The organism is Micromonospora sp. L32, assembly GCF_052068055.1.
GTDB classification, from domain to species: domain Bacteria; phylum Actinomycetota; class Actinomycetes; order Mycobacteriales; family Micromonosporaceae; genus Micromonospora; species Micromonospora purpureochromogenes.
The window spans coordinates 291,252-317,985 of the sequence record NZ_JBQHDD010000005.1 but is presented as its reverse complement, the minus strand read 5'-3'; the positions used below and the strand labels follow the sequence as shown (position 1 = coordinate 317,985).

General features: G+C 70.9%; 22 protein-coding genes. 14 read left to right on the top strand and 8 right to left on the bottom strand.

Annotation, left to right across the window (positions count from 1 at the left end):
* Positions 1 to 5 precede the first annotated feature (5 nt).
* From ACTMTB_RS16315 to ACTMTB_RS16305, 3 genes are all read left to right on the top strand, one after another.
* Positions 6 to 1,424, top strand: a complete 1,419-nt coding sequence (locus ACTMTB_RS16315; RefSeq protein ID WP_441146462.1) for an FAD-dependent oxidoreductase — start codon at positions 6 to 8, stop codon at positions 1,422 to 1,424.
* Positions 1,424 to 2,692: an MFS transporter gene (locus ACTMTB_RS16310; RefSeq protein ID WP_441146460.1), complete on the top strand. Its 1,269-nt coding sequence runs from the start codon at positions 1,424 to 1,426 to the stop codon at positions 2,690 to 2,692. Before ACTMTB_RS16315 ends, ACTMTB_RS16310 begins: the two co-directional genes overlap by 1 nt.
* A gap of 306 nt (positions 2,693 to 2,998) precedes the next feature.
* Complete coding sequence (locus tag ACTMTB_RS16305; protein ID WP_441146458.1) at positions 2,999 to 3,535, top strand: NlpC/P60 family protein; 537 nt, start codon at positions 2,999 to 3,001, stop codon at positions 3,533 to 3,535.
* A gap of 29 nt (positions 3,536 to 3,564) precedes the next feature.
* Here the strand turns inward: ACTMTB_RS16305 and ACTMTB_RS16300 are convergent, their stop codons facing one another.
* Entirely contained in the window at positions 3,565 to 4,677 is a 1,113-nt protein-coding gene (locus ACTMTB_RS16300) for a DmpA family aminopeptidase (protein WP_441146456.1), read from the bottom strand.
* A 773-nt stretch (positions 4,678 to 5,450) separates the two neighbouring features.
* On the opposite strand from ACTMTB_RS16300, the gene ACTMTB_RS16295 reads away from it, so the two are divergent.
* Positions 5,451 to 7,115 (top strand): hypothetical protein, encoded by a 1,665-nt coding sequence (locus ACTMTB_RS16295; protein WP_441146454.1) that lies wholly within the window; start codon positions 5,451 to 5,453, stop codon positions 7,113 to 7,115.
* Positions 7,116 to 7,376: 261 nt separating this feature from the next.
* Positions 7,377 to 8,987: an FAD-binding oxidoreductase gene (locus ACTMTB_RS16290; protein ID WP_441146452.1), complete on the top strand. Its 1,611-nt coding sequence runs from the start codon at positions 7,377 to 7,379 to the stop codon at positions 8,985 to 8,987.
* An 86-nt stretch (positions 8,988 to 9,073) separates the two neighbouring features.
* Here the strand turns inward: ACTMTB_RS16290 and ACTMTB_RS16285 are convergent, their stop codons facing one another.
* The 3 genes from ACTMTB_RS16285 to ACTMTB_RS16275 form a co-directional block, all read right to left on the bottom strand.
* On the bottom strand, positions 9,074 to 10,219 hold the full coding sequence (locus tag ACTMTB_RS16285) for an RNA polymerase sigma factor (protein WP_441146815.1): 1,146 nt from the start codon (positions 10,217 to 10,219) through the stop codon (positions 9,074 to 9,076).
* Positions 10,220 to 10,227: 8 nt separating this feature from the next.
* Positions 10,228 to 10,635, bottom strand: a complete 408-nt coding sequence (locus tag ACTMTB_RS16280) for a YciI family protein (protein WP_441146451.1) — start codon at positions 10,633 to 10,635, stop codon at positions 10,228 to 10,230.
* A gap of 280 nt (positions 10,636 to 10,915) precedes the next feature.
* Complete coding sequence (locus tag ACTMTB_RS16275) at positions 10,916 to 12,118, bottom strand: erythromycin esterase family protein (RefSeq protein ID WP_441146449.1); 1,203 nt, start codon at positions 12,116 to 12,118, stop codon at positions 10,916 to 10,918.
* A 58-nt stretch (positions 12,119 to 12,176) separates the two neighbouring features.
* On the opposite strand from ACTMTB_RS16275, the gene ACTMTB_RS16270 reads away from it, so the two are divergent.
* A complete protein-coding gene (locus ACTMTB_RS16270) occupies positions 12,177 to 12,899 on the top strand; it encodes a TioE family transcriptional regulator (protein WP_441146448.1) in 723 nt (240 codons plus the stop codon).
* A gap of 112 nt (positions 12,900 to 13,011) precedes the next feature.
* On the opposite strand, the gene mhpA is transcribed toward ACTMTB_RS16270, so the two are convergent.
* The 3 genes from mhpA to ACTMTB_RS16255 are packed head-to-tail and all read right to left on the bottom strand — an operon-like array spanning position 13,012 to position 16,252.
* Positions 13,012 to 14,520, bottom strand: a complete 1,509-nt coding sequence (mhpA, locus tag ACTMTB_RS16265) for a bifunctional 3-(3-hydroxy-phenyl)propionate/3-hydroxycinnamic acid hydroxylase MhpA (RefSeq protein WP_441146446.1) — start codon at positions 14,518 to 14,520, stop codon at positions 13,012 to 13,014.
* Positions 14,517 to 14,873 (bottom strand): DoxX family protein, encoded by a 357-nt coding sequence (locus ACTMTB_RS16260; protein WP_441146444.1) that lies wholly within the window; start codon positions 14,871 to 14,873, stop codon positions 14,517 to 14,519. The genes mhpA and ACTMTB_RS16260 overlap by 4 nt, the downstream gene beginning before the upstream one ends.
* Positions 14,870 to 16,252, bottom strand: a complete 1,383-nt coding sequence (locus ACTMTB_RS16255; RefSeq protein ID WP_441146443.1) for an AMP-binding protein — start codon at positions 16,250 to 16,252, stop codon at positions 14,870 to 14,872. The genes ACTMTB_RS16260 and ACTMTB_RS16255 overlap by 4 nt, the downstream gene beginning before the upstream one ends.
* A 471-nt stretch (positions 16,253 to 16,723) precedes the next feature.
* Here ACTMTB_RS16255 and ACTMTB_RS16250 point away from each other — a divergent pair, with 471 nt between their 5' ends.
* The 3 genes from ACTMTB_RS16250 (at position 16,724) to katG (ending at position 20,692) form a co-directional block, all read left to right on the top strand.
* Positions 16,724 to 17,698, top strand: coding sequence for a hypothetical protein (locus ACTMTB_RS16250; RefSeq protein ID WP_441146441.1), 975 nt, complete (start codon positions 16,724 to 16,726; stop codon positions 17,696 to 17,698).
* A 265-nt stretch (positions 17,699 to 17,963) separates the two neighbouring features.
* Positions 17,964 to 18,389 (top strand): Fur family transcriptional regulator, encoded by a 426-nt coding sequence (locus tag ACTMTB_RS16245; protein WP_441146439.1) that lies wholly within the window; start codon positions 17,964 to 17,966, stop codon positions 18,387 to 18,389.
* 26 nt (positions 18,390 to 18,415) lie between these two features.
* Positions 18,416 to 20,692, top strand: coding sequence for a catalase/peroxidase HPI (katG, locus tag ACTMTB_RS16240; RefSeq protein WP_441146437.1), 2,277 nt, complete (start codon positions 18,416 to 18,418; stop codon positions 20,690 to 20,692).
* Between the two features lie 103 nt (positions 20,693 to 20,795).
* On the opposite strand, the gene ACTMTB_RS16235 is transcribed toward katG, so the two are convergent.
* Positions 20,796 to 21,389: an NADPH-dependent FMN reductase gene (locus tag ACTMTB_RS16235; RefSeq protein ID WP_441146435.1), complete on the bottom strand. Its 594-nt coding sequence runs from the start codon at positions 21,387 to 21,389 to the stop codon at positions 20,796 to 20,798.
* 114 nt (positions 21,390 to 21,503) lie between these two features.
* Here ACTMTB_RS16235 and ACTMTB_RS16230 point away from each other — a divergent pair, with 114 nt between their 5' ends.
* The 5 genes from ACTMTB_RS16230 (at position 21,504) to ACTMTB_RS16210 (ending at position 26,729) form a co-directional block, all read left to right on the top strand.
* On the top strand, positions 21,504 to 22,343 hold the full coding sequence (locus ACTMTB_RS16230; protein ID WP_441146433.1) for a helix-turn-helix transcriptional regulator: 840 nt from the start codon (positions 21,504 to 21,506) through the stop codon (positions 22,341 to 22,343).
* A 358-nt stretch (positions 22,344 to 22,701) separates the two neighbouring features.
* Positions 22,702 to 23,925 carry a macrolide family glycosyltransferase gene (locus ACTMTB_RS16225; protein ID WP_441146431.1) on the top strand — a complete coding sequence of 408 codons (1,224 nt, stop codon included), beginning with the start codon at positions 22,702 to 22,704 and terminating at the stop codon, positions 23,923 to 23,925.
* 3 nt (positions 23,926 to 23,928) lie between these two features.
* Complete coding sequence (locus ACTMTB_RS16220) at positions 23,929 to 24,420, top strand: hypothetical protein (protein ID WP_441146429.1); 492 nt, start codon at positions 23,929 to 23,931, stop codon at positions 24,418 to 24,420.
* A complete protein-coding gene (locus ACTMTB_RS16215) occupies positions 24,417 to 25,355 on the top strand; it encodes a hypothetical protein (RefSeq protein WP_441146427.1) in 939 nt (312 codons plus the stop codon). The genes ACTMTB_RS16220 and ACTMTB_RS16215 overlap by 4 nt, the downstream gene beginning before the upstream one ends.
* 123 nt (positions 25,356 to 25,478) lie before the next feature.
* Positions 25,479 to 26,729 carry an FUSC family protein gene (locus ACTMTB_RS16210; RefSeq protein ID WP_441146425.1) on the top strand — a complete coding sequence of 417 codons (1,251 nt, stop codon included), beginning with the start codon at positions 25,479 to 25,481 and terminating at the stop codon, positions 26,727 to 26,729.
* Positions 26,730 to 26,734 lie beyond the last annotated feature (5 nt).

The following is a 26,734-nucleotide window of genomic DNA, read 5'->3' as shown; positions in this document are numbered from 1 at the left end:
GACCCATGAGGGCCCTGGACAACCTTCCCGCCGTGGTCATCGGCGCCGGCCCGGTGGGGCTGGCCGCCGCCGCGAACCTGCACGAACGCGGCATCGCCTTCACCGTCCTGGAAGCCGGCGACTGCGCCGGCGCCGCCGTACGGCAGTGGGGACACGTGCGGGTCTTCTCCCCGTGGCGATACAACATCGACCCCGCTGCCCGCCGCCTCCTGGACGACGCCGGCTGGGTCGCCCCCGACCTCGAGGCACTGCCCACCGGCGCGGAACTCGCCGCCGACTACCTGCAGTCCCTGGCCGAACTGCCGCAGCTCAAGCCGCACCTGCGCTACGGCGCACGGGTGGAGGCGATCAGCCGCCTCGGCCTGGACCGGCTGCGCACCGCCGGCCGCGAGCACACGCCGTTCCTGATCCGCCTCGCCGACGGTGACGAGGTCCTGGCCCGGGCGGTGATCGACGCCTCCGGCACCTGGGGCACCCCCAACGTGCTCGGTGCCTCCGGCCTGCCCGCCCGCGGCGAGGCCACCGTCGCCGCGTTCCTGGAGCACGCGCTGCCGGACGTGCTCGGCACCGACCGGGACCGGTTCGCCGGCCGGCACACCCTGGTCGTGGGCGCCGGCCACTCGGCGGCCAACACCCTGCTGTCCCTGGCGGACCTGGCTGCCGGCGAGCCGGGCACCGAGGTGACCTGGGCGATCCGGACCGGCTCACCGGCGCGCACCTACGGCGGCGGAGACGCCGACGCCCTGCCGGCGCGCGGCGCACTCGGCTCCCGGCTGCGCGGGCACGTCGACGCCGGCCGGATCCGGCTGCTCACCGGCCTCTCCGTGCACACCCTCACCCCGACCGACGGCCGGGTGAGGGTGGTCGTGCGCCACGCCGACGGCGGCGAGAAGTCGATCACGGTGGACCGCATCGTCGCGGCCACCGGCTTCCGCCCGGACCACTCGATCGCCTCCGAGCTGCGCCTGGACCTCGACCCCGTCATGGGCGCCACCCGGGCCCTCGCCCCGCTGATCGACCCCAACGAGCACTCCTGCGGCACCGTCCCCCCGCACGGCGTGGACGAGCTGTCCCACCCGGAGGTCGGCTACTACGCCGTGGGCATGAAGAGCTACGGCCGCGCGCCGACGTTCCTCATGGCCACCGGCTACGAGCAGGTCCGCTCCGTCGTCGCCGCCCTCGCCGGCGACTGGGACGCCGCCCGCGACGTCCAGCTCGACCTGCCCGAAACCGGCGTCTGCAACAGCAATCCTGCCGACTCCGCAACCGGCGACAGCTGCTGCGGGCCGGCCCCGACCGGCGAACCGGCAGCGCGCGGGCTCGCCACCGGCGTCACCGGTGGCCTGCTGTCCGCGCCGCTGAACCTGGTCACCCTCGACGCCGCCCCCGCAGGCGGCCAGACCGGTGGCTGCTGCGGCAGCTGATGCCCACCACCACGACGGTGCCCGCCGACCCCGCGGTCGGCGGGCACCACGCCCACGGCTGGCGGATCGTCGCCGCCCTCGCCGTCACCTCCACCGTCGGATATGGCACCCTCTACTACGCCTACGCCGTCCTGCTGCGCCCGATGGCCGTCGCCCTCGGCGCGTCCACCACCGCCGTGACCGGCGCGCTGACCGCCTCGGTCCTTGCTGGCGCGGTCATGGCCATCCCGGTGGGACGGTGGCTCGACCACCACGGCGGACGCGCGCTGATGACCGCCGGTTCGATCACCGCCACCGCCCTGCTCGTGGCCTGGTCGCAGGTTCACTCCATCGCCCAGCTCTACGCCGTCATGATCGGCATCGGGATCACCGGCGCGATGGTGCTCTACGAGCCCGCCTTCGCCGTCATCGTCTCCTGGTTCACCCCGGACCGACGCGCCACCGCCCTGTTGGCCGTCACGATCGTGGCCGGATTCGCCAGCACCATCTTCATGCCGCTGACCGGCCTGCTGGCCGAACACCTCGGCTGGCGCGGTGCGCTGCTCGTCCTCGCCGTCATCCACGGCATGATCACCGTGCCCCTGCACGCGCTCACCATCCGCCGGCGCCCGTCGTCGGCGACGACGGCCCCTGCCGGGCCGACACCACCGGATCCCGCCCAGCGGCGTGCGATCGTCAAGGCCGCGATGCGCGATGCCAGGTTCTGGATCCTGGCCGGTACCTTCGTCGCCCAGGGTGCGGCGACAAGCACCATGACCGTTCACCTCGTCGGCTACCTGACCAGCCACGGCCACCCCGCCACGTTCGCCGCCACCGCCACCGGCCTGCTCGGCGTCCTGTCGGTCACCGGCAGGCTCATCCTCACCGGCGCCCGCCGACGCCTGCCCGTCACCAGCATCGTGGCCGCCGTCTTCGCCACCCAGGCGGGCGCTGTCCTCGCGATGCCGCTGCTCGCCGGCACCCGCACGGGCGCCGTCATCACCGTCGTCGGCTTCGGACTCGGCTTCGGCATCACCAGCCTCGCCACCCCAGCCCTGCTCGCCGACCGCTACGGCACCACCGCCTACGCCACCATCGCCGGACGACTCGCCGCCCCCGTCACCATCGCCAAAGCCACCGCGCCCCTCGCGGCCGCGATCCTCCTGCACACCGCCGGCGGATACACACCGCTGCTCACCGCCGTCGCCATCAGCTGCGCACTCGCCGCCGTCGGCATCACCACCCGAGTGAAAATTCCTGCGCCACAACCCTCCACTGCCCACACCTGAGGCTGCATGTGTGACCAACTCGGGCCGACCCGACCCTCACCCAGGCGGCGCGGTCCGGGTGGTAGCACGCGGCCAGGGCGGGGCGAGGATCCCAACTTTCGGAGCACGATAGGGACCCTTCTTTGCAGGAGGACAAGCGCCGTAGCACGCCGCCGTAGTGGCTCGCCGGCCAGCCGGGCGCGACAACTGTCTATCCTGGCCTCATCCCCTTGGCAGTCACGCTCATCTATTCTTTGCTGTCCGAGACGATTAACTACCGCCCAGGACGGCGGTGTTCGTGCTCGGCGACCAGGAGGAGGCACGGCTATGAGTGCGAGCATGAGTCGGTTGGCCCGTCGCGTCGTGGCGGTGGGCGTGACCGCGACCCTGGCGGCGGCAGGATCAACGTTCCTCGCGGCCGGCGCGGCACAGGCGGCGGGAGTGCGCGCGAGCGTGGTCAACGCGGCGAAGGCGTATCTCGGGACCCCCTACCGCCTGGCCTACGGATGGACGTGCGGAAGGGCGGCGGTGGACTGCGAGTGCCTCAACCGGCATGCCATCTGGGACGGCACCTACGCCGCCACCGGTCGTGGACTGCAGCTCAACTACTGGCTACAGGGACAGATCAACCAGGGGCGTCGCACGACCGCCCCCCGACCTGGCGATTTGATCTTCTGGGACACCGACCCCAACGACGGCATCCGCTACGGCGGCGACCTCGACCACACCGGCGTCTACGTCGGCAACAACAAGGCCATCGACGCCAACGCCTACTACGGCTACGTGAAGTACGACTCCATCACCCTCGGCGGCACCGAACCCGACCCGATCTTCGTCGACGTCCTCACGCCCAACGGCTACTGACCGAACCTGAAGTGCCGGCCGGCAATCAACTACGGTCGCCGGTCGGCCCGCACCAGGTCCAGCACCAGATCGACCGGCAGGGCGGGCATCCAGTGACCATCGCGGCCGCTCATCTCGTCGTTGACGAACAACGCGTTGAGCACCGCCTCCTCGACCGCCTGCACCACTGCGTCAAAGAACCGGTCGATGAAACCCCAGGGCACGTAGGTGAGCGTGTCCAGGCGTTCCGTCCCGGGCTGCGGATGGTCCGCGCCCAGTCCACCCTCATTCCCGGTGGAGAAGGTGAGGAAGAGGTCGCCGGAGAAGTGCGACCCGGTCGTGCCGGTGCGGGCCAAGCCGAGCGGCACCCGCCGCGACAGCGCCTTGCACTGGCCGGGAAGCAGTGGCGCGTCGGTCGCCACCACGGCGATGACCGACCCCGCGCCGGCCGGCACCGACACGCCGGCGCGGGGATCCTCGCCCGGCAGCGCCCGGCCCACCGGTACGCCGGCTACGACCAGCTCCTCTCGGGCGCCGAAATTGGCCTGCACCAGTACGCCGACCGTGTAGCTCCGGTCCGCCAGGGTTGCCAGCCGCGAGGCCGTTCCGGTGCCACCCTTGAAGCCGTAGCAGCACATTCCGGTACCCCCTCCGACCGAACCCTGCGCCACCGGCCCGCCGGCCGCCTCGTCGATCGCTCGCGCGACCGTAGCCGCCCGCACATGCTCGCCATTGATGTCGTTGAGATAGCCGTCGTAAGTCTCGGCCACCACCGGCAACATCCACCGATCGGCCCGCCGCGGAACGTTGGCGACCACCCAGTCAATGACACCGCGGTGCCCGGCGCCGACCGCATGTGAGTTGGTCAGCACGACGGGAAGGTCCAGCAGGCCCGCTTCCTCGATGAATGCCGCTCCGGTCATCTCCCCGTTGCCGTTGAGCACTGACGTTCCTGCCGCGCACGCCGACCCGACCCCCGCTCGGCCCCGAGGCAGGACCACCGTCACGCCGGTGCGGACCGGACCGACGCCCACCGTGAGCGCTCCGGTGCCCTCGACCAGAGTGACCGCACCGACCTCCACACCCGGCACATCGGTGATGGCGTTGTTCGTCCCAGGTACACCGGGCAGCGGGAGCCCGAGCTCGCGAACGCCCGGCTTCACCGGCCGGCTCCGTCGGTGGTCTTCCGACACCGGCACCTCCGTCGCAAGGGATTCTTCGTACGCGACGACGAACGATACCGGCCGCCTACATCGCGCGGTCCGGACGATGAGGTGTGCTGTCTGCTCTACGAATTCTCACCCCAGGCGCGCCGGCGACCCAGCGACGCCGGCCTGCGTCGCACCCTGTACGACCGGCAGGTGCAGCGCTACGAACAAATCCTCACCGAGGGCAGCCGCGACGGCCAGTTCACGCTCGCGCTGCCCGCGGCGGAGGCGGCCCGAAACCTCGTCGCCCTCGAGGACGCCTACGGGTATCACATCATCGCCGGAACACGGTCACCCGCGACCAGGCGCGCCAGTACCTCATCGGTTATGCCAGCTATGCGACCAACACCCAACTCGCGCCGTCGGTCCGCCCCACGTGACTCGACGAGCGCCTGGTGCCGTGACCACTATGAGCGGCACCCGTGTCGTCGCCTTGCTGAGGCCGCTGACAGTCGCCACGATCGCGTTCCTTCGGCACGGCGCCGGCCACGGCGGTGCCGGTCGGGTGAGCGCCGATGACCCGCGGTGTGGCGCGGGAGGGGGCGACCCGATGCGCCCAGCGTGGTATCTGAAATCTCCAATTCGGTCCGCAACCTTGTAGCATGCGGCGGACGATGGCCGGCAGCCGGAGCGCGGCTCTGGTACGACTCGGCGGGGTGGCACTGCCGGGTCGGGCGGCCGCGGCGCCGGTCAGGCCGGGGTCGGAGCGAGAGAGGAACCTGCTCGGCGTGTTCCAGGAACCGGACCGGACCCGGATGACCGGCGGAAACTCAATTGGCGGGGCGCCAGGCGTCGACCCGCCGGGGGCGTGGGACGCGGAGCTGGCCAAGGCGGTGCGGCACGTCGCCGTGCTGCGCACCGGGTTCTACGTTGTCGTGCTGCTGATCGCGCTCGGCGGCCAGGTGTCCGGGGCGATGGAACGGCTCGGCATGCCGTGGTACGTCGCCCTTCCGGCCGTTGGGGCGTTGGAGCTGGGCGGCGTTGTGGTGCTGGCGAACGCCGACGTACGCCGTCGACTAGGCGAACCGGCGATCCTGTCCCGTGTGCTGTCGGCCGGTATCGCCACCGCCGCGGTCGCCTTCAACTGGCTGGCGCACAGCAACCACCTCGAAGGCGGCTTCTACGCGGGCATGTCCCTGCTCGGTTATCTGGTGTGGCTGATGAACGCCGAGAACCAGCGGCGGGACCGGCTGCGCGCCAGGCAGCAGCTGCCCCCCACGACGCCGGCGTACGAACCGGTCGGGCACTGGTTGCGACACCCGTGGCTGACCCGCCGCGCACGCTCGCTGGCCAAGGCTGACCCCGGCCTCGGGCTGTACGGCTCGCTCGACGCGGCCCGCGCGCAGATCCGCGCCGAGCGGCGGCAGGCGGCGCTGAGCAAGGTGTTGCACCGCAAGATCAGCCGAGCGCTGGACGCCACCACCGCGGACATCGCCGTGGCGGTGTACGACCTCGACGAGATCGCCCGGCGGCTGGCCGAGCAGGCGGACTACGACGGGCTCACCGCGCTGATCGCCGCCGATCTGGCACCTGCACGCGTGCTGGCCGGGAACCTGCCGGCGGGCGGCCGCCGCCGGCGGTGGCGTCGGACCGGCCAACCCGACCCCGTCGCACTAGCCTCGGCCGCGCGGCTGCTCGCCGACGCGCCGGACCCGGTCACGGACGCGGCCCCCGTAGCCCCTGCGGCGGACGCGGCCTCCGGCGACTCAGCGCGGCCCGAGTCGGCCGGGGACGCCGTTCAGCAGGCGGGCGCCACCGAGCAGGCCGGAGACGATGCCGAGCGACTGGGATCGGAGCGGTCCCGGGGGGCAACGCCAGACCGTACCGACCGGCAGTTGGAGCGGTCCGAGAGCACGGGCCAGCTCACCTCGACCACGGATCAGCCCGACCCGCCCCGCGCCTCGGACTGGGCGGCGCTGCACGCGGAGATCGCCCCACTCCTGCCGGCAGCCGCACCGCGCCGAACGCCGCGCAACACAGCAGGCCGGTCGGCCACCAGCCGGGCGGAGGCATTGTCGACCACGGACGCGCCAGGCTCCGTCGAGGAGCCGGCCGACACCGCGCCGCCGGCAACGACCCGCAGCAGCGCGGCAGCGATGCCGCGGGCCGCGACGGGACGGGCACGTGTCGCCCGAGCCGCCGAGGCGGCGGGCGAGCCGGGGCCGATCGCGGCAGTCACGCGAGAGCTACCTCTTGTGGCCGGGCGGGACCTGCCGGACCTGGTAGACACCGCGGCGAGCCGTACCACACCACCCGTCGCGACCCCCGACACGGTGGAAGGGGCCACCGAGCAACGCTCGGCTTCGCGACCGCGGCAGCGCCCGGTGGGACGACGCGGCCCCGCGACCGGGCGCGGAGACCGTCCGGCGTCGGTCGAGCACCCGGTCGGCTGAGGCCAGTCGGCCCCTGGGGAGCTGGAGCAGTCATTCCCCGTGTGCCAACGAGCCGGCTGGGCAGCCAGCGCGGCGAAGCCCGATACGTCCTCGGCTCGGAGCGGTACCGCAACCGGTGGGCGGTGACCATCGGGGCAGGTCAGCCCCATACCGGTTCGCGGCGCAGGCAGTCCACGCCAACCACGACGGCATCGACGGGGTGCCGATCGTCGAGTACGTTACGGCGAGTCGATCTGGCGATGGTGGACGGCGGGAGGCCGCGTGGCCGGGAAACACCGTTCGTGGTGGGGCTGGGGGCACGTCGAGGACGCAGTGACCGGCACGGAGGCCACGGCGTTGGCCGACCGGGTGCGTACCCTGCTGCCCGACGTCGATCTGACCGAGCATGTCGCGCCGCCGGTGGCCGAACTCGACCTGCGCCCGCCGCGGGTCGATCCGCCGACGTCGCTCGCCCGGCTGTGCTCGACGGACCCGGCCGACCGGGCGGCGCACACCCACGGCAAGGCGTTTCGGGACGTCGTCCGCAACCTGCACGGGGAGGTTCACGACCCGCCGGACCTGGTGGTCCGGCCGGCGACCGAGCAGGACGTCGTCGACGTGCTGGACTGGTGCGCGGGCCAGGACATCGCGGTGATCCCCTACGGCGGCGGCTCGTCAGTGGTCGGCGGCGTGGAGCCGCGGCTGGACGACGCGTATCCCGCGGCGGTCAGTCTCGACCTCGGGCGCCTCGACCGAGTGCTGGAGGTGGACCCGACCAGCCGGGCGGCCCGCATCCAGGCCGGCGTGTTCGGCCCGGCGCTGGAGAACCAGCTCCGGCCGCACGACCTCACGCTGCGACACTTCCCGCAGTCGTTCGAGTTCTCTACCCTGGGCGGCTGGTTGGCCACCCGCGCCGGCGGTCACTACGCCACCGTCCTGACCCATATCGACGACCTGGTGGAGTCGTTGCGGGTGGTCACTCCGGCGGGCACCAGCCAGTCGCGCCGGCTGCCCGGCTCCGGCGCCGGGCCATCCCCGGACCGGCTGTTCCTCGGCTCGGAGGGCGTGCTCGGCGTCATCACCGAGGCGTGGATGCGGCTGCAGGACCGGCCGCGCTGGCGGGCGGGCGCCTCGGTGCACTTCACCGACTACGACCTGGCGGTCGAAGCCACCCGGGCCATCGCCCAGTCCGCGCTGTACCCGAGCAACTGCCGGCTGCTCGACCCTGCCGAGGCGCTCCTCAACGCCGGTGCCGCCACCACCGGCGGCGTGCTCGTCCTGGGATTCGAGTCCGCCGACCATCCGGTCACAACGTGGCTGGACCGCGCCGTCGAGCTGTGCCGCGACCACGGGGGAACCCTGCCGGAGCCGCCCCGTGGCGACGACTCGTCCGGCCCACGGCAGCGGACCGCCACCGACGCCTGGCGGTCAGCGTTCCTGCGGATGCCGTACCAGCGCGACGCACTCGCCGCCCGGTCGATGATCGTGGAGACGTTCGAGACCGCCTGCACCTGGGACCGATTCCCCGCCTTACGCGCCGCCGTGCTCGACGCGGCCGGCGACGCGCTCCGCGCCGTCAACGCGACCGGTGTGGTCACCTGCCGCTTCACCCATGTCTACCCGGACGGCCCCGCCCCCTACTTCGGCGTGTACGCCACCGGCCGCTGGGGCGCCACCGTCGACCAGTGGGACCAGATCAAGCATGCCGTCTCCGACGCGCTGCTCGCCGCCGGCGGCACCATCACCCACCACCACGCCGTCGGCCGCGACCACCGACCCTGGTACGACCAGCAGCGTCCGGACCCGGTCGCGCTCGCCATGCGCGCCGCCAAGAGCGCGCTCGACCCGTCCTGGATCCTCAACCCCGGCGTCCTCGTCGATCCCGCCGGCTGACCTGGGCCGGCTCCGCGACGCCTGACTTCCCGGCAAACCTTCGCCGGCGGGGTGCGGCGGAGGCAAGCGCCCCGTGACACAGCCCGTCAGCGACACCGGCGGGCGTTGAGCCGGGCGGCCTGGCGCGTCAGGTGGTCGCGTTCGGCGAGGTTGGGGGCCTTGTGGGCTGCCTCGGCGTACAGCCGTGCCGCCGTCGCCAGGTCGCCGTCGCGCTCGTGGAGGTACGCCGCCACCGCCGCGTGGCGGGGCAGTGAGTCGTTCAGCGCCGCGAGCGCCGCCAGCCCGGCGCGCGGTCCGTCGGCCTCGCCGACGGCCACTGCGCGGTTGAGCCGGACGACCGGGCTGTCGGTCAGGCGCGCGAGCTCGTCGTACCACTCGACGATCTGCACCCAGTCGGTCTCGTCGGCGGTGGGCGCGTCAGCGTGCAGTGCCGCGATGGCGGCCTGAGCCTGGAACTCGCCCAGCCGGTCGCGAGCGAGGGCCGCCTGGAGGATCGCGACGCCCTCGGCGATCGACGTGGTGTCCCATCGGCCGCGGTCCTGCTCGGCGAGCGGCACCAGGCTGCCGTCGGGCGCGGTCCGGGTGGCGCGCCGGGCGTGGTGCAGCAGCATGAGGGCGAGCAGCCCCGCCACCTCGGGGTGGTCGATCGCGGCCGCGAGTTGCCGGGTGAGTCGGATGGCCTCGGCGGCGAGGTCGACATCGCCGGAGTAGCCCTCGTTGAAGACCAGGTAGAGGACGCGCAGCACGGTGGCGACGTCGCCGGGCTGGTCGAACCGCACTCCGGAGACGGTGCGCTTGGCCCGGCTGATGCGCTGCGCCATGGTCGCCTCGGGGACCAGGTAGGCGTGGGCGATCTGGCGGGTGGTCAGCCCGCCGACGGCGCGCAGCGTGAGCGCGACCGCGGACGACGGCGTCAGCGACGGGTGGGCGCACAGGAAGTAGAGCTGGAGCGTGTCGTCCACCGTGGGCGCGGGTCCGGGCGCCGGCTCCTCGTCGACGAGGTCCTCACGCCGGCGGCGGGCGGCGTCCGCCCGGGTCGTGTCGAGGAACCGGCGCCAGGCCACGGTGACCAGCCAGCCCTTCGGGTCCCGCGGCGGGTCGGCCGGCCAGACGCGGACCGCCTCGACCAGCGCGTCCTGCACGGCGTCCTCGGCCGCCGCGAAGTCGGCTCCGCGGCGGACGAGGATCCCGAGCACGCTCGGCGTGAGGCTGCGGAGCAGGGCCTCGTTCATCTGAGAGGTCACTCCGTGATGGTGGGCGGCGCGGTGAGGAACGGGCGCACCTCGAGCCATTCGTGGATCGGCTTCCCGCCCGCCCCAGGGGCGGCCGACAGTTCCCCGGCCAGCTCGATGGCGCGCTCGTAGCTGTCGACGTCGATCACCATCCAGCCGGCGATGAGGTCCTTGGTCTCGGCGAATGGGCCGTCGGTGACCGGCGGGCGCCCCTCGCCGTCGTAACGGACGAACGTCCCCTCGGGGGCGAGCGCCTGACCGTCGACGAACTCGCCGGTCCCCTCGAGCCGGGCCGCAAAGTCGTGCATGTACTGCACGTGCGCCGAGATCTCCTCCGGCGTCCACTGGTCCATCGGCACGTCGTTGACCGGAGCCGGAGCGCCGCGGTAGTGCTTGAGCAGCAAGTACTTCGCCATCGTGTTTCTCCTCTGCTGGTAAGACCCATCTTGGTCACCTTCACCACGGGGACGGAGCCAGCCACCAGTTCTCGACATGGCCGTCCCAAATTTTTCTCGCTCTTAGATGAGCCTGGCTGAACCGACTCGCGGGTGTCCGGGTCCACGGCGCGGCGCGGCCGGGTGCTGTGCAGGTACGCCTCGAGTGCCGGCCGCCGAGTGCAATCTGGGGCAGGGGCACACTTCTGGGATCCTGAGGTCCAGGAAGACATCGAGCGGACGCGCCGCCGAGACCAGCCGACTAGCTCCGCCGGGCATCCTTGACGAACACGATCCCGTCGGTGCTGGCCACGTGGGCCGGGTCCAGCGGGGAGTAGCCGTACCAGGGGGAAACGCGGGGAGCGGGCGTCACGTTGGCGAGGGCAGCGGCCAGTCGGTGGGCGTCGACGATGTAACGCTCCTCCGGGAGCGCGTACAGCAGCCCCTCGATGGTGTCCGGAGGCGGGGCGTCCACCCCCTGGTGGCGGATCGTGCCGAGGGCTGTGGCGAGGAAGGCGTACCCCTCGCCCAGGTGGGCGCTGACGATCGCGCCGGCACTCCACCATTCCAGCGGCAGGTCGCCCATCCGCATCGTGCTCTTGTTTCGCTGGAGGTGGCCGTTGTGGGCGTTCACCAGCGCCGGCCCTCGTTCGGCGATGGCGAGCAGGTTGGCGGCCATCATCGAATCCCGCACGCCGAGCAGCCGCGCCATGCGGCTCGGTGACGTGTCGGCCATCCAGAAGTGGTAGCGAAGCAGCCCGGTGGCGGTACGGCCGTACAGGCGTGCCCGGTGCCAGTCCTCCCGTGAGGACGCCGCGATCAGGTGTGGCGTCTGCGCGTCGAGCAGGGCCACCAGATCATCGGCGAGCAGCCGCAGCTGTTTGGCGTCGGGCGTCTGCCCGACGGACTGGGACGGGTCCATCATCGCGGCGGGATTGGTCCACCGGTCGTCAGCGCCAAGCAGACGGTCGAGCGTTTCCGCGGTGCAGGGAAGCCGGTCGGCGTCAACCCAGGCGGTGAGGTAGCGGTGGAGTGCGGTGAGGGCCTGCCGAGGGCTCGCGGCACCCGTGATCTCCAGCGGGCCGTCGAAACCGGCGAAGCGGAGCTGCTGTGACACGGGCCGGCCGTCGTTGTACGCGCGCATCCAGCGCACCAGCTCGCGGTTGCCCGCGAAGGCGCCCCACTCGTGGCTGAAGCCGCGCTCCATGACCTCGTCGAGGATGCCGGTGCCTGAGGTGACGTAGTCGTCCACGACCAGGCCCATCACGCAGTCGCTCTCGATGGCGATCGTCCGGTAGCCCTCCTGCTCGACGAGCTGCCGAAAGATCTCGTTACGCACCTCGAGCAGAACGTCCTCGCCGTGGGTGGGCTCGCCCAGGGCGAGCAGCCGCGGCCGGGTCGCGAGCAGCCGCATGACGGTCGCGGCCTCGACAGCATGGGCGGTGTCCTTGGTGCCAGCAGCCATGCCCTCAACGGTATCGTTGAACCTTCGGTTGAAACTTCTGCGCAAATGTTGACAGGACATGGGGCGAAACCTTCAAGACGGTGGGCGGCTCAGGCCGGTCGACCTCGCGCGCGGGCCCGGTCTGTCCACCCAGGCGATCAGGAACTACGAGGCGGCCGGCATCCTTCCGGGCGCCGAACGCACCCTGCACGGATACCGCACCTACACGCCGCTGCACGCGCAGGCCCTCCGCACGTTTCTCGCGCTCGTGCCCGGACACGGCCACCAGACGGCCACGTCGATCATGCAGGCGGTCAACCGGGACGCGACCGAGGACGCGCTCCGGCTCATCGACGAGAGCCACGCCCAGCTGCTCGACGACCGCCGCACCCTCCAGTCCGTCGAAGCCGCGCTTCGCGACCTCGATCCTGTACCGCAGGAGCGCGGTGACACGTTCGTCGGCCCGCTGTCGCAGCGGCTCGGGATCCGCCCGGCGACTCTGCGCAAATGGGAACGCGCCGGCCTGGTCCAGCCGCGCCGCGACCCACGGACGGGCTACCGGGTCTACAGCGAGGCGGACGTCCGCGACGCCCTGCTGGCCCACCAGCTCAGACGGGGTGGCTACCTGCTGGAGCAGATCGCGCCGCTGATCGCCCAGGTCCGCTCCGCCGGAGGCGTCGCACCGCTGGAGTCGATGCTGCGCGACTGGCGCGCCCGCCTCTCGGCCAGGAGCCGCGCCCTGCTCGCCGGCGCCGCCGCATTGGACGCCTACCTCGACCACCGCCCTGCTCCGCCCGGATGACGAGCGGCCTGCTGGCCGCGAAGCTCCGGGTGTCTCAATCTGACGGACTGCCGTGCGCACAGTGCGGGATTGCTCACGGCCGACTCTGACAGCAACAGCGGCGGAGGCTCGGTCACCCGCCACCCCGGCGGACAGCATCGAGCGTCTGGGGAAGCAGCCGGCGGCCGGCATGGAGGACGGCGCCGTCGGGGCGGACGACGGCTGCGCGAGCCGCGCCGGTCCCTAACCATCGGTGCAGTTCGCTGCCCGGGTGGGCGACGATCAGAACCGCTCCGCGCCATTCGATGTCGGCGCGTTGGGCGGCGGACGGCTCGATGGACGTCACGATCGCGAACCGGCCAGCGGCCAGGTCGTCGAAACGTCGTTGGCCGTCGATGACCGCGTTCGGGCACAGCCTGCCCGCGAGGCCGCGGCGAAGCCGTGGCCGGATCACGAGGTCGGAGCGGTGCAGCGGGGGTGTCCGGCTGTCCGTGGCCAGGTCCGTGAGGCCTGGCACGAGGTGCAGCCGCGGCGCTACAGCGCGCCGGATGACGCTGCCGAACTCGCCGCCGGCCGTCATTGCCGTACCGATGAACTTCGCCAGCTTGATCATGGCGCGGGCGTGGTGCTTGCGTTCGATCTCGTACGTGTCGAGCACGGTCTCCGCCAGGGTCCCGTCGAGCACAGCGGTGACCTTCCAGGCCAGGTTCATCGCGTCGCGCAGCCCGGCACACATGCCCTGGCCGATGAACGGTGGGGTGAGGTGGGCGGCGTCGCCGAGCAGGAACACCCGCCGGTCGCGCCACCGGTCGGCGACCTGCGCGCGGAAGGTGTACTCGGCGACGCGGATGATCTCCAGCTCCGCGACGGGAATGTCCCCGGTCCACCGTGAGATCAACGGATGCAGCCGGGCCATGTCGCGGTAGTCGTCGGCGGTCTCGCCGGGCGTCAGCTGGAACTCCCAGCGGTACCGGGTCCTCCCGACCCGCATGTAGGTGCCGGCGCGGGCCGGGTCGGACAGCTGGTGCACGCCCTCCCACTGGCCGAGGTCGGCCTCGGTCGCCACGTCGATGACGAGCCAGCGTTGCGTGAAGCCCAGGTCCTGCATGGCGGCGCCGATCGAGGCCCTGGACAGGCTGTGTGCACCGTCGCACCCCAGGACGTACGCCGCCCGGACGGACTTGTGCTCTCCCGTGGCGGTGTCGGTGACGTCGACCCGCACCCCGCTGGCGTCCTGGGTCAGCGCGGTGACCTCGGCGTTGCCCCGGAAGGTGACGGTGATGTGCCGCTTGAGATTTCGGCGGAGGATCGTCTCCAGTTCCGGTTGGTCGAACATGCTCCCCTGGGGGTAGCCGTGCCGGCCGGGCCCCGTGTCCCGCCGAAACTCGGCCAGCACCCGCATGTTCCGGTCGAGGAGGCGCAGACCCCGGTGCGGCCGGGAGATCGCGGCGAACTCGTCCCGGAGCCCGAGCCGCGCCAGGATGCGGTGGACCTCGTCGTCGAGGGCGACGGCGCGGGGCTGGGGATAGATCGACTCCCAGCGCTCGAGGACCAGGCACTCGACGCCGTACTGGGCGAGCAGCGTCGCGGCGGTGAGCCCGGTGGGGCCCGCGCCGACGATCACCACGGGAACGGTCCTCATCGGGCCGATACGAGGTGGAGGGCGAGGTAGACGGCGACGAGGAGTCCGCAGACGACGGCCGGGGCGTACTTCTGGGGGCCGTCTCCCTTGCGCAGGTGGACGACGAGAGCTCCGGCGAGCAGGAGCAGCAGCCCGGTGCCGGCGAGGGCGCCGATCAGCGGCTCGGTCAGGCCGATGAGCAGCCCGGCCGCCCCGGCGACCTCGAGCACGCCGAGACGGCGATAGGCGGCGACGGAGAAACCGGCCTCGGTGGCCAGCTCACGCATGCGCGGCAAGGCGAGGATCTTGGCCGTGCCGAGGGCGAAGAAGATCAGGGCGAGCAGCACCGCGAGGATGGCAGCAGCGAGCGTCATGACATAACAACCAATCGCCATTCGATGGCATAACGGCCCAGGAGGGCCTTGATGGCCGCCTGGTCGGCGGATGGAGAAACGGTGACGGTAGCCACGATGGAGCTACCCTCGGTGGTGGTCCCGATGTGGTGGACCTCCGGGACCTTGTCAAGTGCCGCGCGGACTTCCCGACGGATAGCGTCTGTGCGCAGTGCGGGCTTGTAGAGCTTGCCCACGGCGGTGACAGGCAGTTCGTCGAGGATCGTCACGGTCTTGGGCGCGGCGGTGCGGTCGGGCACCCGTTCGCTCGCCCAGTCGCGCAGGTCGTTCTCGGTCACCGTGGCGCCGGGCGGGAGGGTGACGTAGGCGACGGGTACCTCGCCGGCGTGGATGTCGGGGCGCCCGACCGCGGTGGCCCCGGTGACCTGCGGGTGGGCCAGCAGGGCGTCCTCGATGACGGCGGGGTCGATGTTGTGCCCGCCGCGGATGATGAGGTCCTTGGCCCGGCCGGCGAGCCAGACGAAGCCCTCCTCGTCGATGCGTGCGAGGTCGCCGGTGTCCAGCCAGCCGTCGACGAGCTTGCCGAGGCCGTCCAGGACGGGGCCGTTCTCGTTGCGGTCGGTGACGTAGCCGGCGAAGACGGTCGGGCCGTTGATCGCCAGCAGGCCCGTTCCACCCGGGGGTACGTCCTCCCACGTGCCGTCCGTGCTGACCACCCGCATCCGCTGGTAGGGCAGGCGCTGCCCGACCGAGCCCGGCCGTGACACGTCGGGGAAGCTGCGCGCGCTGGCGCAGGTGGCTTCGGTCAGCCCATAGCCCTCGATCAGGGCAGTCCCGGTGTGGGCGTGGAAGGTGTCCCGGACCGCGGCGGGCAGCGGTGAGGCGCCCACCATCGGGAACCGCAGGCTACTGATGTCGGCGTCGACCGGGCACTGCGCCAGCGTGGCGTACACGGTGGGCACCGCGCTCATGGCGGCGATCCGGTAGTGCTCGACGATTTCCCAGAATGCGCCGTACAGCGCGGGGTCGCGGTAGCCGAGCGGACCGGCCCACACCACGGTCTGCCCCTTGAACAGGGGCGCCAGCAGCGTGACGACGAGCGCGTTCACGTGGAACAGCGGAAGCGCCGCGAAGACCACGGTCCGTTCGTCGAACAGCTTGCTGGCGGACAGCATCCACGCGTCGGCGACCTCGTTGGCGTGGGTGTGGGCGGCCAGTTTCGGGGCGCCGGTGGTGCCGCCGGTGTGGAACATCGCGGCCAGGTCGCCCGGGCCGGGCGGCTCACCGTGGAAGGCGGACGGTTCCACGGCGGCGGCGAACTCGTCGAGGTAGCCGATGCGGACACCGTCGATGGCGGGCAGCGGCTCGGGGGCGCCCGCCGCCCCGGTGGAACGGAGCACGAGGATCGCGTCGAGCAGGCCGTCGCAGGCGAGCCCTCGATCACCTCATGGACGCTGCACCGGCACCGTGTCGCGCTCCGGTCGAGCGAGACTCACCGCGTCCGTGAAGACTCGTCCGGAGGTACCTGCGGCGAGTCCGGATCACGGTGAACACAGCGGGTGACGCAGACGATCCAGCGGGCCCGACGGATCGCCCGACCCAGGGCGGGTCCGGGGCGGTGGCTGTGTGCCGCCGCCGCCCCGGACCGTGGCGTTCGCCAATCGCCGCATTGGAGGTACGCGCCGTCCCGTGGAACTGCTGGGACAGCCGCAACGCTGCCGGACCCGCAGATCTGCGACAAGCGGATGTCGTGCGGTTCCCGACCGGGCCAAAATCGCGCAGTGACGACCTGGTCACGCCACGGTACGGTCGGCGACGGGGCGCACCACACGGCGCAGCTGGGGGGAGGACGAGTGCGGCGGCCTTCGCTGATGACGGCCATCCTTTACGCGGCTCTGCCCGTCATGCTGGGGCTGGTCGGGAACCTGGCCACGGGCACAGTGCGGCCATCGGATGAGTGGAAGCCGTGGCTTTGGGCGGCAACCGCGCTGCTCGCCGTCTCCGCAGTGGTCGCAACCGTGGCCCAGCAGGGGTGGAGCCAGCCGGCGGATGACGGTGCCGGCGCACCCCGGACCACGTCGCCGTCCGGGCGCGTACCAACGACGGTCGTCCGCGCAGCGGGGTTCAACACCGCCGCCGGGGTGACGGCGTCACTGTTCCTGGCGCTCGCCGCGGCGTTGTGCGCCTATATCTTGTTCACCCACCCGGATTGGGACCTCTGGACGAAGGCCGACTACGCGGCCGTACCCGTCGCCGCGTGCGTGGCGATCGTCCCGATGCTGCAGCGCAGGCGGTGGACGTTTGCCGGTACGGCGATGGTCCCCGCCGTCATCGCGGCCTGGCCGACAACGGTGTGGTACCTGGATGTCTCCGGCGCCGCATTCATGGCTCTGGTGCTTGGCTGTGTCGGGGTGGTCGTAGGCGCGCTGATCGTCAACTATCGCAAACACGATAAGGGCCACCACATTGGATGGTCCGCCAAGGGCGCGATCTTTACGCTCGGCGGTATTGCCATCTTGGCCTCCGTTGCCGGGGTCGTACTCAACGCGGGTATGTTCCTGGTCTACCTGCCCTTCATCGTCGTCTTCGGCTGTGTGGTGATCCAGACGGCCTGGGAGAGTGACCAGGCGGCACGACGAGATGCCGCCCGGACTGGAGCCGTGTTCGCCCTCCTGCAGGCGGTCTATCCGAGCTTCGCCCTCAGCGGCTTCTACATCGTCGGCACCGACACGGTTGATCCCCGACCCACCTATCGCCTGCTCTTGCTGGCCTTGACCGCGATCCTGACCGCGGGCGTGGTGGTCAGGAGTGCGAACGCCAGGTGGCAGCCAGCTTTAGGGGCTTAAGGAACCTGAAGTACGCACGGGTCGACCCGATGCTGCTGGGCGCCGGCTTGTAGATCATCGGTGTGGCGAAGGCTCTGGCCGTTTCGGGCTTGATCGAACCGATTCGCTCGGCGGGCGCCTTGTGGGCGGTAATGTCCGAGTCCTGGGAGGCGGCCCATGAGGCGAGTGGCCGACCAGCTAGGTGACCAGGTCTGCGTCGAAGGTGTGTGGGTCGAGTTCGGCGAAGAACTTGATTCGTTCCAGAAAACTGGACTATGTTCGTCACATGACGTCCGACTTCGAGACCCAGCTGCGGGCGGTCTCGTTGCGCGTGACCCGGCCCCGGTTGGCGGTGCTCGCAGCGCTGCGCGACCATCCGCACGTCGACACCGACACGGTGATCGCGCTGGTACGGGCCGATCAGCCCACGGTCTCCCACCAGGCGGTGTACGACGTGCTTCGCGCGCTCACCGACGCCGGTCTGGTGCGACGCATCCAGCCTGCCGGTGCGACCGCCCGGTATGAGTCGCGGGTGGGGGACAACCACCACCATGTCGTGTGCCGCTCCTGCGGTGCGATCGCCGATGTCGATTGCGCTGTCGGCGATGCTCCCTGTCTCACCGCCTCGGATGACCACGGTTTCGTGGTCGACGAGGCGGAGGTTGTGTATTGGGGCACCTGCCCCGACTGTGCAACCGAACGCACCTCTTAGTGATCCGCCAGCTCGGAAGGAAGTAGATGAGCGACACCCAGGACTACACCCCCTCCAGCGCGCAGGGCGTGGACAAGAAGGAGGCGGCCGGCTGTCCGGTCGCGCACGACTCCGTGACCGCGCACGGCAGCGAGAGCGAGAACCCGGCGATCGACTCGCCGACCCCGAAGACCGGTGGTCGTCCGCGCACCAACCGGGACTGGTGGCCCAACCAGCTCGACCTCTCGGTGCTGCATGCCCATTCGTCCAAGGGCAACCCGCTGGGGGAGAGCTTCAGCTACGCCGAGGAGTTCGCCAAGCTCGACGTCGAGGCTCTCAAGCAGGACATCACCAAGGTCCTCACCACCTCGCAGGACTGGTGGCCGGCCGACTTCGGCCACTACGGCGGCCTGATGATCCGGATGAGCTGGCACGCCGCAGGCACCTACCGCATCCACGACGGTCGCGGCGGCGCCGGCGACGGTGGTCAGCGGTTCGCCCCGCTCAACAGCTGGCCGGACAACGCCAACCTCGACAAGGCCCGCCGGCTGCTGTGGCCGGTCAAGCAGAAGTACGGCCAGAAGATCTCGTGGGCCGACCTGCTCGTGCTCGCCGGCAACGTCGCCCTGGAGTCGATGGGCTTCAAGACCTTCGGCTTCGGCTTCGGCCGTGAGGACGTCTGGGAGCCCGAGGAGATCTTCTGGGGTCCGGAGGACACCTGGCTGGGTGACGAGCGCTACGTCTCCGAGAAGGAGATGGCCGAAGGCGTCGGCGCGACCGAGATGGGTCTCATCTACGTCAATCCTGAGGGTCCCAACGGCAACGCGGACCCGGCCGCGGCGGCGCACTTCATCCGCGAGACCTTCGCCCGGATGGCGATGAATGACGAGGAGACCGTCGCCCTCATCGCCGGCGGCCACACCTTCGGCAAGACCCACGGCGCCGGCGTCGCCGACGACCACGTGGGCCCCGAGCCCGAGGCCGCCCCGCTGGAGGCGCAGGGCCTGGGCTGGCTGAGCACCTACGGCAGCGGCAAGGGCGGGGACACGATCACCAGCGGTCTCGAGGTGACGTGGACCGACCGGCCGACGCAGTGGAGCAACCGTTTCTTCGAGATCCTCTTCGGCAACGAGTGGGAACTCACCACGAGCCCCGGCGGTGCGAAGCAGTGGGTCGCCAAGGATGCCGAGGCGATCATCCCAGACGCCCACGACCCGTCGAAGAAGCACAAGCCGACGATGCTCACGACCGACCTGGCACTGCGCGTCGACCCGACGTACGAGAAGATCTCGCGCCGCTTCCTGGAGAACCCCGACGAGTTCGCACTGGCCTTCGCCAAGGCCTGGTACAAGCTGCTGCACCGCGACATGGGTCCGGTCAGCCGCTTCCTCGGGCCGTGGGTCCCGGAGCCCCAGCTGTGGCAGGACCCGGTGCCGGCCGTCGACCACGAGCTCGTGAGTGACGCCGACGTCGCCGCCCTCAAGGCGAAGGTCCTGGAATCCGGGCTCACGACCGCCCAGCTGGTTTCCACCGCGTGGGCGTCGGCCGCGAGCTACCGCTCCACCGACAAGCGCGGTGGCGCCAACGGGGCGCGGATCCGGCTCGAGCCGCAGCGGAGCTGGGAGGTCAACCAGCCGGAGCAGCTCGCGACGGTCCTGGCGACCCTGGAGGGCATCCAGCGGGAGTTCAACTCCGCCGGCAACGCGCAGATCTCGCTCGCGGACCTGATCGTGCTGGCCGGCTCGGCCGCGGTCGAGAAGGCGGCGCGCGACGCCGGTGTCGAGGTGACCGTGCCGTTCCGGCCGGGTCGCACCGATGCCACGCAGGAGCAGACCGACGTCGAGTCGTTCCGGGTCATGGAGCCGCGCGCCGACGGGTTCCGCAACTACCTGCGTCCCGGCGAGAAGACCCAGCCGGAGGTGCTGCTCGTCGACCGTGCGTACATGCTGAACCTGACCGCGCCGGAGATGACGGTCCTGCTCGGCGGTCTGCGCGCCCTCGGCAACAACGTCGGCGGTGCGCGGCACGGTGTCCTCACCGACCGGCCCGGCGTGCTCACCAACGACTTCTTCGTCAACCTGCTCTCCCCGGGCACCCGGTGGAAGGCGTCGGAGTCCGAGGAGCACGTGTACGAGATCCGGGACCTGGCCACCGATGAGGTGAAGTGGACCGCCACCGCGGTGGACCTCATCTTCGGCTCCAACTCCCAGCTACGGGCCCTCGCGGAGGTCTACGCCAGCCAGGACGCGCGCGACAAGTTCGTGGGCGACTTCGTCGCAGCCTGGACAAAGGTCATGGAACTCGACCGGTTCGACCTCGCCTGACCCGGCTCCAGCCGACGAGCCCCGGTCGATCCACCAGCGATCGACCGGGGCTCGCCTGGCACTGGATTCGGTGATCCGGGCCGCAGCTGGCCGGGTGATCCCTTCAGGCCGGGTACGGGACCGAGTTGCGTGCCGCACGCAGGGCGGCGGCCCACCAGGTGAGCTGGTCCAGCAGGGTTTTGGCGTATCCGGGCGCCTGGGGGTCCAGCGGCCGGCCGTCTTCCCACGTTGTGCGGTAGTTCGGGAACGCCAGGCCATCGCGGATTGTCACGGCGTGCAGTTCGGTGAGCACGTTCTCCAGGTGGAGGACAGCGTGGCGCCCGCCAGCCGCGCCCCCGTAGCTGACGAAAGCGACGGGCTTGGCCGTCCAGTGGGTGAAATGCCAGTCGATGGCGGCCTTCAGGGACGCGGGGTAGCTGTGGTTGTACTCCGGCGTGACCATGATGAATGCGTCCGCGTCCGTGAGGTGGGACGTCAAGGACGCCATTCCGTCGGGGCGCGGGTACGAGTCGCCGGCGAACTTCGGTGGGGCTGCCGGCAACGACAGCGGGATCTCGGCGTCGGCGAGATCGACGACGTCGATGTCGAACCCGCCGTGCTCGCGCGCTTGGTCGGCGACCCAGGAGGCGACGACCGGCCCGAACCGGCCCTCTCGAACGCTCCCGATGATGATGACCAACTTGTGCTTCTCGCTCATGGGCTCCACGGTCCATCGTCCGGGCGTTGGCAACCAGACCGGGCGCAGGCTGGCCCTCGTGGGGCCACCCTGCGGGCTTCGATGCGCTGGGGAGACCGCGCTAGGCTCCCGAACATGAGCACGCCGCTGGGCGACTTCATCCGCGCCAAGCGCGACACCATCCAGCCGGAATCGTTCGGACTGCCTGATCGTGGCCGCCGTCGGTCTCCTGGGCTACGACGCTCAGACCTCGCCGCGCGTGCCAGGATCAGCGTCGAATACCTCACCCGCATCGAGCAGGGACGAGACCGTAACCCGTCCCCTGCGGTGGTCAATGCTCTTGCCGACGCCTTGAGCCTCGATGCCGCCGAACGCAATCACCTGCGCCACCTCGCCAAGATCACCGGCGGAGGGTGCCCAGGGCGCGGGCGGCCGGCGCCGCCCAACCGCCAGGTCCGGCCCACCGTGTTGGAGACCCTCCGACTCCTTGAGCCCGGCATCGCATTCGTCACCAACCGCCTGGGAGACGTGCTCGCATACACGCGTGAGTTCGAGCTGCTGATGCGTGGGATCGGGCTGCTCGAGAGCGGGACGCCGAACCTGACGCGCTACGTGTTCACCAATCCGCACGCCCGGACCTTCTTCCCGGACTGGGACCAGGTGGCCGACGAACGAGCATTCGAACTGTGGCTCGGGCCGTCCGCGGAGACCTCCGAATGGTTCAGGGCCGAGCTCGCCCCCCTGGCCGGAAAGGAGTTCACCCGACGACTCAACCGCCACCTGCCCCCACCGCACGTGCCGCTTCGGGTCAACCACCCCATTGCGCACGAGCTTCGGTGGCAGCGAGAGAAGCTCGAGTTGCCGAAAAACGACGCACAGGAGCTGGTCGTTCTCCTGCCGGCTGATGACGCGACGGCGCGGGCCATGGAGCGGCTACGTCACCAACCCGACCGTATCCTTCGCGCGGTTATCTAGCTCATGGCATTGGCCCTTTCGCCCATTACCCGCTACCGACTGCCCCTTGCCGCAAAAGGTGAGGGCAGGCGCGGCCGGTCAGGCCAGCGTCGGCGTCCCGCACCGCCCGACGCAGCGGCGTCGCATCGTGTCCGGGCCGCATGTCCGGCCCGTTGAGTGAGCTGCCGAAACGTCGTGACCTCAAGATCGATCGCGGTGTGGTGCGGCTCGATCCGCTCGAACCTGCCCGCAAAACGAGGCGAGTACCTTGTCCGCGGCCCTGTCCCGTCCGGCGGCGTCTACGCTGTTACCGAGAAGGGCGGATCATGATCGTTACATGGTGCCGGGCAGTGACTCCTTCCTTGTCCGGGGTCGGCCGATGAGCGCAATCGCATTCCTCAACATCGCCATGCACGGGCACATCAATCCGACGCTGCCGATCGTGGCCGAGCTTGTTCGTCGTGGCCACTCCGTCACCTACCACACGACGCCCGCCTACTCAGAAAAGATCGCCGCCACCGGCGCGCGAGTGCTCCTCTATTCCGGGGATGACATACCGCTTTCCGGCCCGCCAACGCCGGTCACGCTGATGGAACAGCTCGCGCGCACCGCCGTACGCGTGCTGCCCGCCGTCCTCGCCGATCTGCGCGGCACCCCGCCCGATCTGATCGTGCACGACTCCGCCTGCCTGTGGGGGCCGGTGGCCGCCCGGGAACTCGACGTGCCGGCAGCGTCGTCGTTCACCACGTTCGCGTTCAACCGGCACGTGCCCAGCCCCACCCGCGGCTCCTGGGAGTTGCTCGCCGCGGCGGCGGCCCTGCCCCGCCCCGCCGGGGGGTACCTGAGGTCGCGCTGGGAGCTGCGCCGCCGGTACGACACGCGTGCGGTACCCCCGGTCGACCTGGCGAACATCCGTCAGCCGCTCAACCTGGTCTACACCTCGCGGGCGTTCCACCCCGAGGCCGTCAGCTTCGACCAGTCCTACCGGTTCGTCGGACCGAGCATCGGCGCCCGCCCAGCCGACTCGTCGTTCCCGGTCGACCGGCTGCGGGACCCGGTGCTCTACGCCTCGCTGGGCACGGTGTTCGGCGCCGACCCCCGGCTACTGCGCAGCTTTGCCGACGCGCTCGCCCCGCTGGATGGCACCGTGATCGTCGCCACCGGACCCACCGATCCCGCCGCGCTCGGTCCGCTGCCGGCCAACGTGATCGCCCACCGCTCCGTACCGCAGCTGGAGGTGCTGTCCCGCGCAGCGCTGTTCATCACTCACGGCGGGGTGAACAGCGTCAACGAGGCTCTGTACGCCGGCGTCCCGATGCTGGTGGTCCCGCAGGGCGCTGACCAGTCGTTGGTGGCTTCCCGCGTCGTCGAGCTCGATGCCGGCCTCGCGATCCGCACCGAGGACGTCAACGTGGAGGTTGTGCGCGCCCTCGCCCAGCGCCTGCTCGACGAGCCCCGATTCCGGGCCGCCGCGAGCACCCTGCGGGTCGCCCAGCGCGAGGCAGGCGGCTATTCGCGCGCCGCCGACGAACTCCAGCGCTATGTGCAGCAGACCGGCCGGGTCACTCAGCCGGTCTCTGCCGATCTGCCACCGCAGGGCTGACCGATGTCCCCCCTCGTCGCCATCCTGCTGCTGTTCGCCGGGCTGTCCGAGGCCGCCGGGCGTCTCGTGCCCGTGGTGGCACGCCTGTCTGGCGTGTCACGTACCAGGGTCATCGGGTTGATGCTGGCCGGCGCCGTGGTCGACGGCGCGGTATTCGCGCTCTGGCCACTGTCCGCGTGGACCGTTGCCGAGCTGCTGCTGCCCACCGCACCGTCCGAGGAGGCCGCGCTGGTCTGGACACCAGCCCTGGCCGCCCCGCTGCTGCTTGCCGCAGTCCTCGCGTTCCCGCTGCTCGGGCCGCTGCTGCACGTGGTCCTCATGGTGGGAGTGGGGAGCGGCCTCGCCACTGCGCTCGCCACAGCGGCCGGGCTCGGCTGGTGGGACGCCGCCGGTTGCGTAGCCCTCGCGGGATTCGGGCTTGGCGTCGCGGTCGAGGGCGTCCGCCGCCTGGTCGTGCGGCTCAACAGGCCAAGAGCACCGGAGCCGCTCACATGATCGAGTTTGCGCTCCTGCTGCTGCTGGGCGCGATCGGACCGGTCCTTATCGCCGAAGCTCTGCTCGCCCGCTACGAGGTGCTGGTGTATGCCGCAGGCTGGCGGGATCCCACCGTCGCACGCCCCAAGGGCATGCCCCCCGCCCGGGGCGCGGAGCCGGACCGCCCCCCGGACGCATACCTGGTCTATCTGGACGGTATCGGGAAACGCCGCTTCCACGACACCCGCGACGGCGGCCGACTGGTCAAGTCCCTGATCGACGGGGCGCCGGAGCTCAGGGTGCTGGGCCAGGTGCAGCCCTACTCCCCGCTGGCCCTTCCGCTGGCCGACCGGCCGGTGTGGGTATGGCTGCGTCGCCACATCGGGCTGGTGCTGTTCCTGCACAACGTGATGCAGATCTTCGTCGCCGCCGACCGCCGGTACCGTCCCCTGTACAACCGTGCCGTCGGCTCGCAGATCGCCGCTCAGCTCCGGCTCGCCGGTTACCGGCGTGACAGCGGGATCCCCGTGGTGATGCTCAGTTACAGCGGCGGCGCCCAGGTCGCCACCGGCGCGGTGGACGAATTGTGGTCCCAGCTGCGCTCCCCGCTCTGGCTGATCACTCTGGGCGGGTTCCACAACGGGGCCAACGACATCAGTCACGCCCAGCACCTCGACCGGCTCACCAGTGCCGGCGACCGGATCGAGCGAGTCAGCACCTGGATGTTCCCGCAGCGGTGGCGGCTGTTCCGGTGGAGCGGTTGGAACCGGGCTGACCGGGAAGGGAAGATCACCGTGCATCTGCTCGACCCGGCCACCCACGTCGGTCCGCTCAGCTACATCAGCCCGGAGGCCCGGCTACCCGATGGCCGCAGTTACCTCGACCGCACCGCCGACACCGTGATCGCGCTGATCCGGGACCGCCTCAGCGCGACTGCGAAAACCGACGACCCGTAGTCTCGGTCGTCATCTGGCGGCTCTCCCTCGATGGTCGATCAGCCGTTGTTCGTACGGTCGCGGTATTCCGCTCGTAGATCGTCATTGGCCGTGTGTGGCGCGCATTCACGGGTAAAGCGCTGCATGCGTCAACAGGTGCCACGGCGCCGAGACCTGAAGCGGAGTCCCGGCTCGCGCTGGGAACGGCTCGTGCGGGCGGGTGGACGGGGCGCCGCCGAGGACCGGCTCGTCCAACGACTCAAGGTGCGAGAGCGGGCGGTCCGGGTGTACGGCGGCGGCATCGTGGCCCTACAGGCGGGCATCGCCGCGGTAACCGCCTGGCTGCTGTCGCACGAACTGACCGGCAATGCCAGTCCCGTGTTCGCTCCGCTCGCTGCGGTCGGGACTCTGGCCGTGTCCGTGGGGCAACGGGTACGGCGGATCGTCGAGCTGGTCGTGGGTGTGGCGCTGGGGGTGCTTGTTGGCGATGCGCTGCTGTCTTTCATAGGCACCGGGCCCTGGCAGCTTGGCCTGGTTGTCGTCATGTCGATTCTCGCAGCCTTCGCACTCAGCAGTCGGGCGGCGGTGGTGATCCAGACGGCGAGCACCGCGGTACTGATCACCACGTTGAGCCCGCAGGCCCCGAACGTGGAGCTTTCCCGGTTCGTTGACGCGCTGCTCGGCGGTGGTGTCGCACTGGCCACGGCGATCCTCTTGCCGGTCAACCCGTTGAGAGTCGTCAGGCGTGCCGCGGGACCGGCGCTGCGCACGCTGGTCGAACAGCTGACGGAAACGGCAGCGGCGTTGTGCGAGCGTGACATCGAGCGGGCGATCCGTGCCCGGGACCGACTGCGCGGTAACCAGGAGGAACTTCGGGTACTGCGGGAGGCGGTGGCGGGCGCGCGGGAGGTCACCCGGCTGTCTCCGTTGTCATGGCGGCACCGGCACGGCGTGCTCAGTCACTACGCCCGAACCGCCGAGCCGTTGGAGCGGGCGATGGGCAACAGCGGGACGATGATCCGTCGAGCTGTCACTGCCATTGAGGACAAGGAGCCAGTCCCGGCAGCGATGATCGACGCGGTTCTCGCTCTTGCCGGGACGGTGCGGATACTTCGGGACGAGTTTGCGGCTCGACGTGAGCCGCACGATGCGCGGGCGAAAGCCCTGCAAGCCGTTCAACACGCCGGCGCAGCGTACGGGGATGACATTGGTTTCTCCGGGACCGTCGTCCTCGCCCAGATACGCACCACGGCCAGCGACCTGCTCGTCGCGTCCGGCCTCTCGCAGGCGGAAGCCAACAGGCGGGTCCGGTGCGCCTTCGGCAGGCTGCCGGATCCGTCGCAGCAAGCTCGGCGAAGCGGGCCTACGGCCATAGCGCCGATCATCCGCGCCTGACGCCG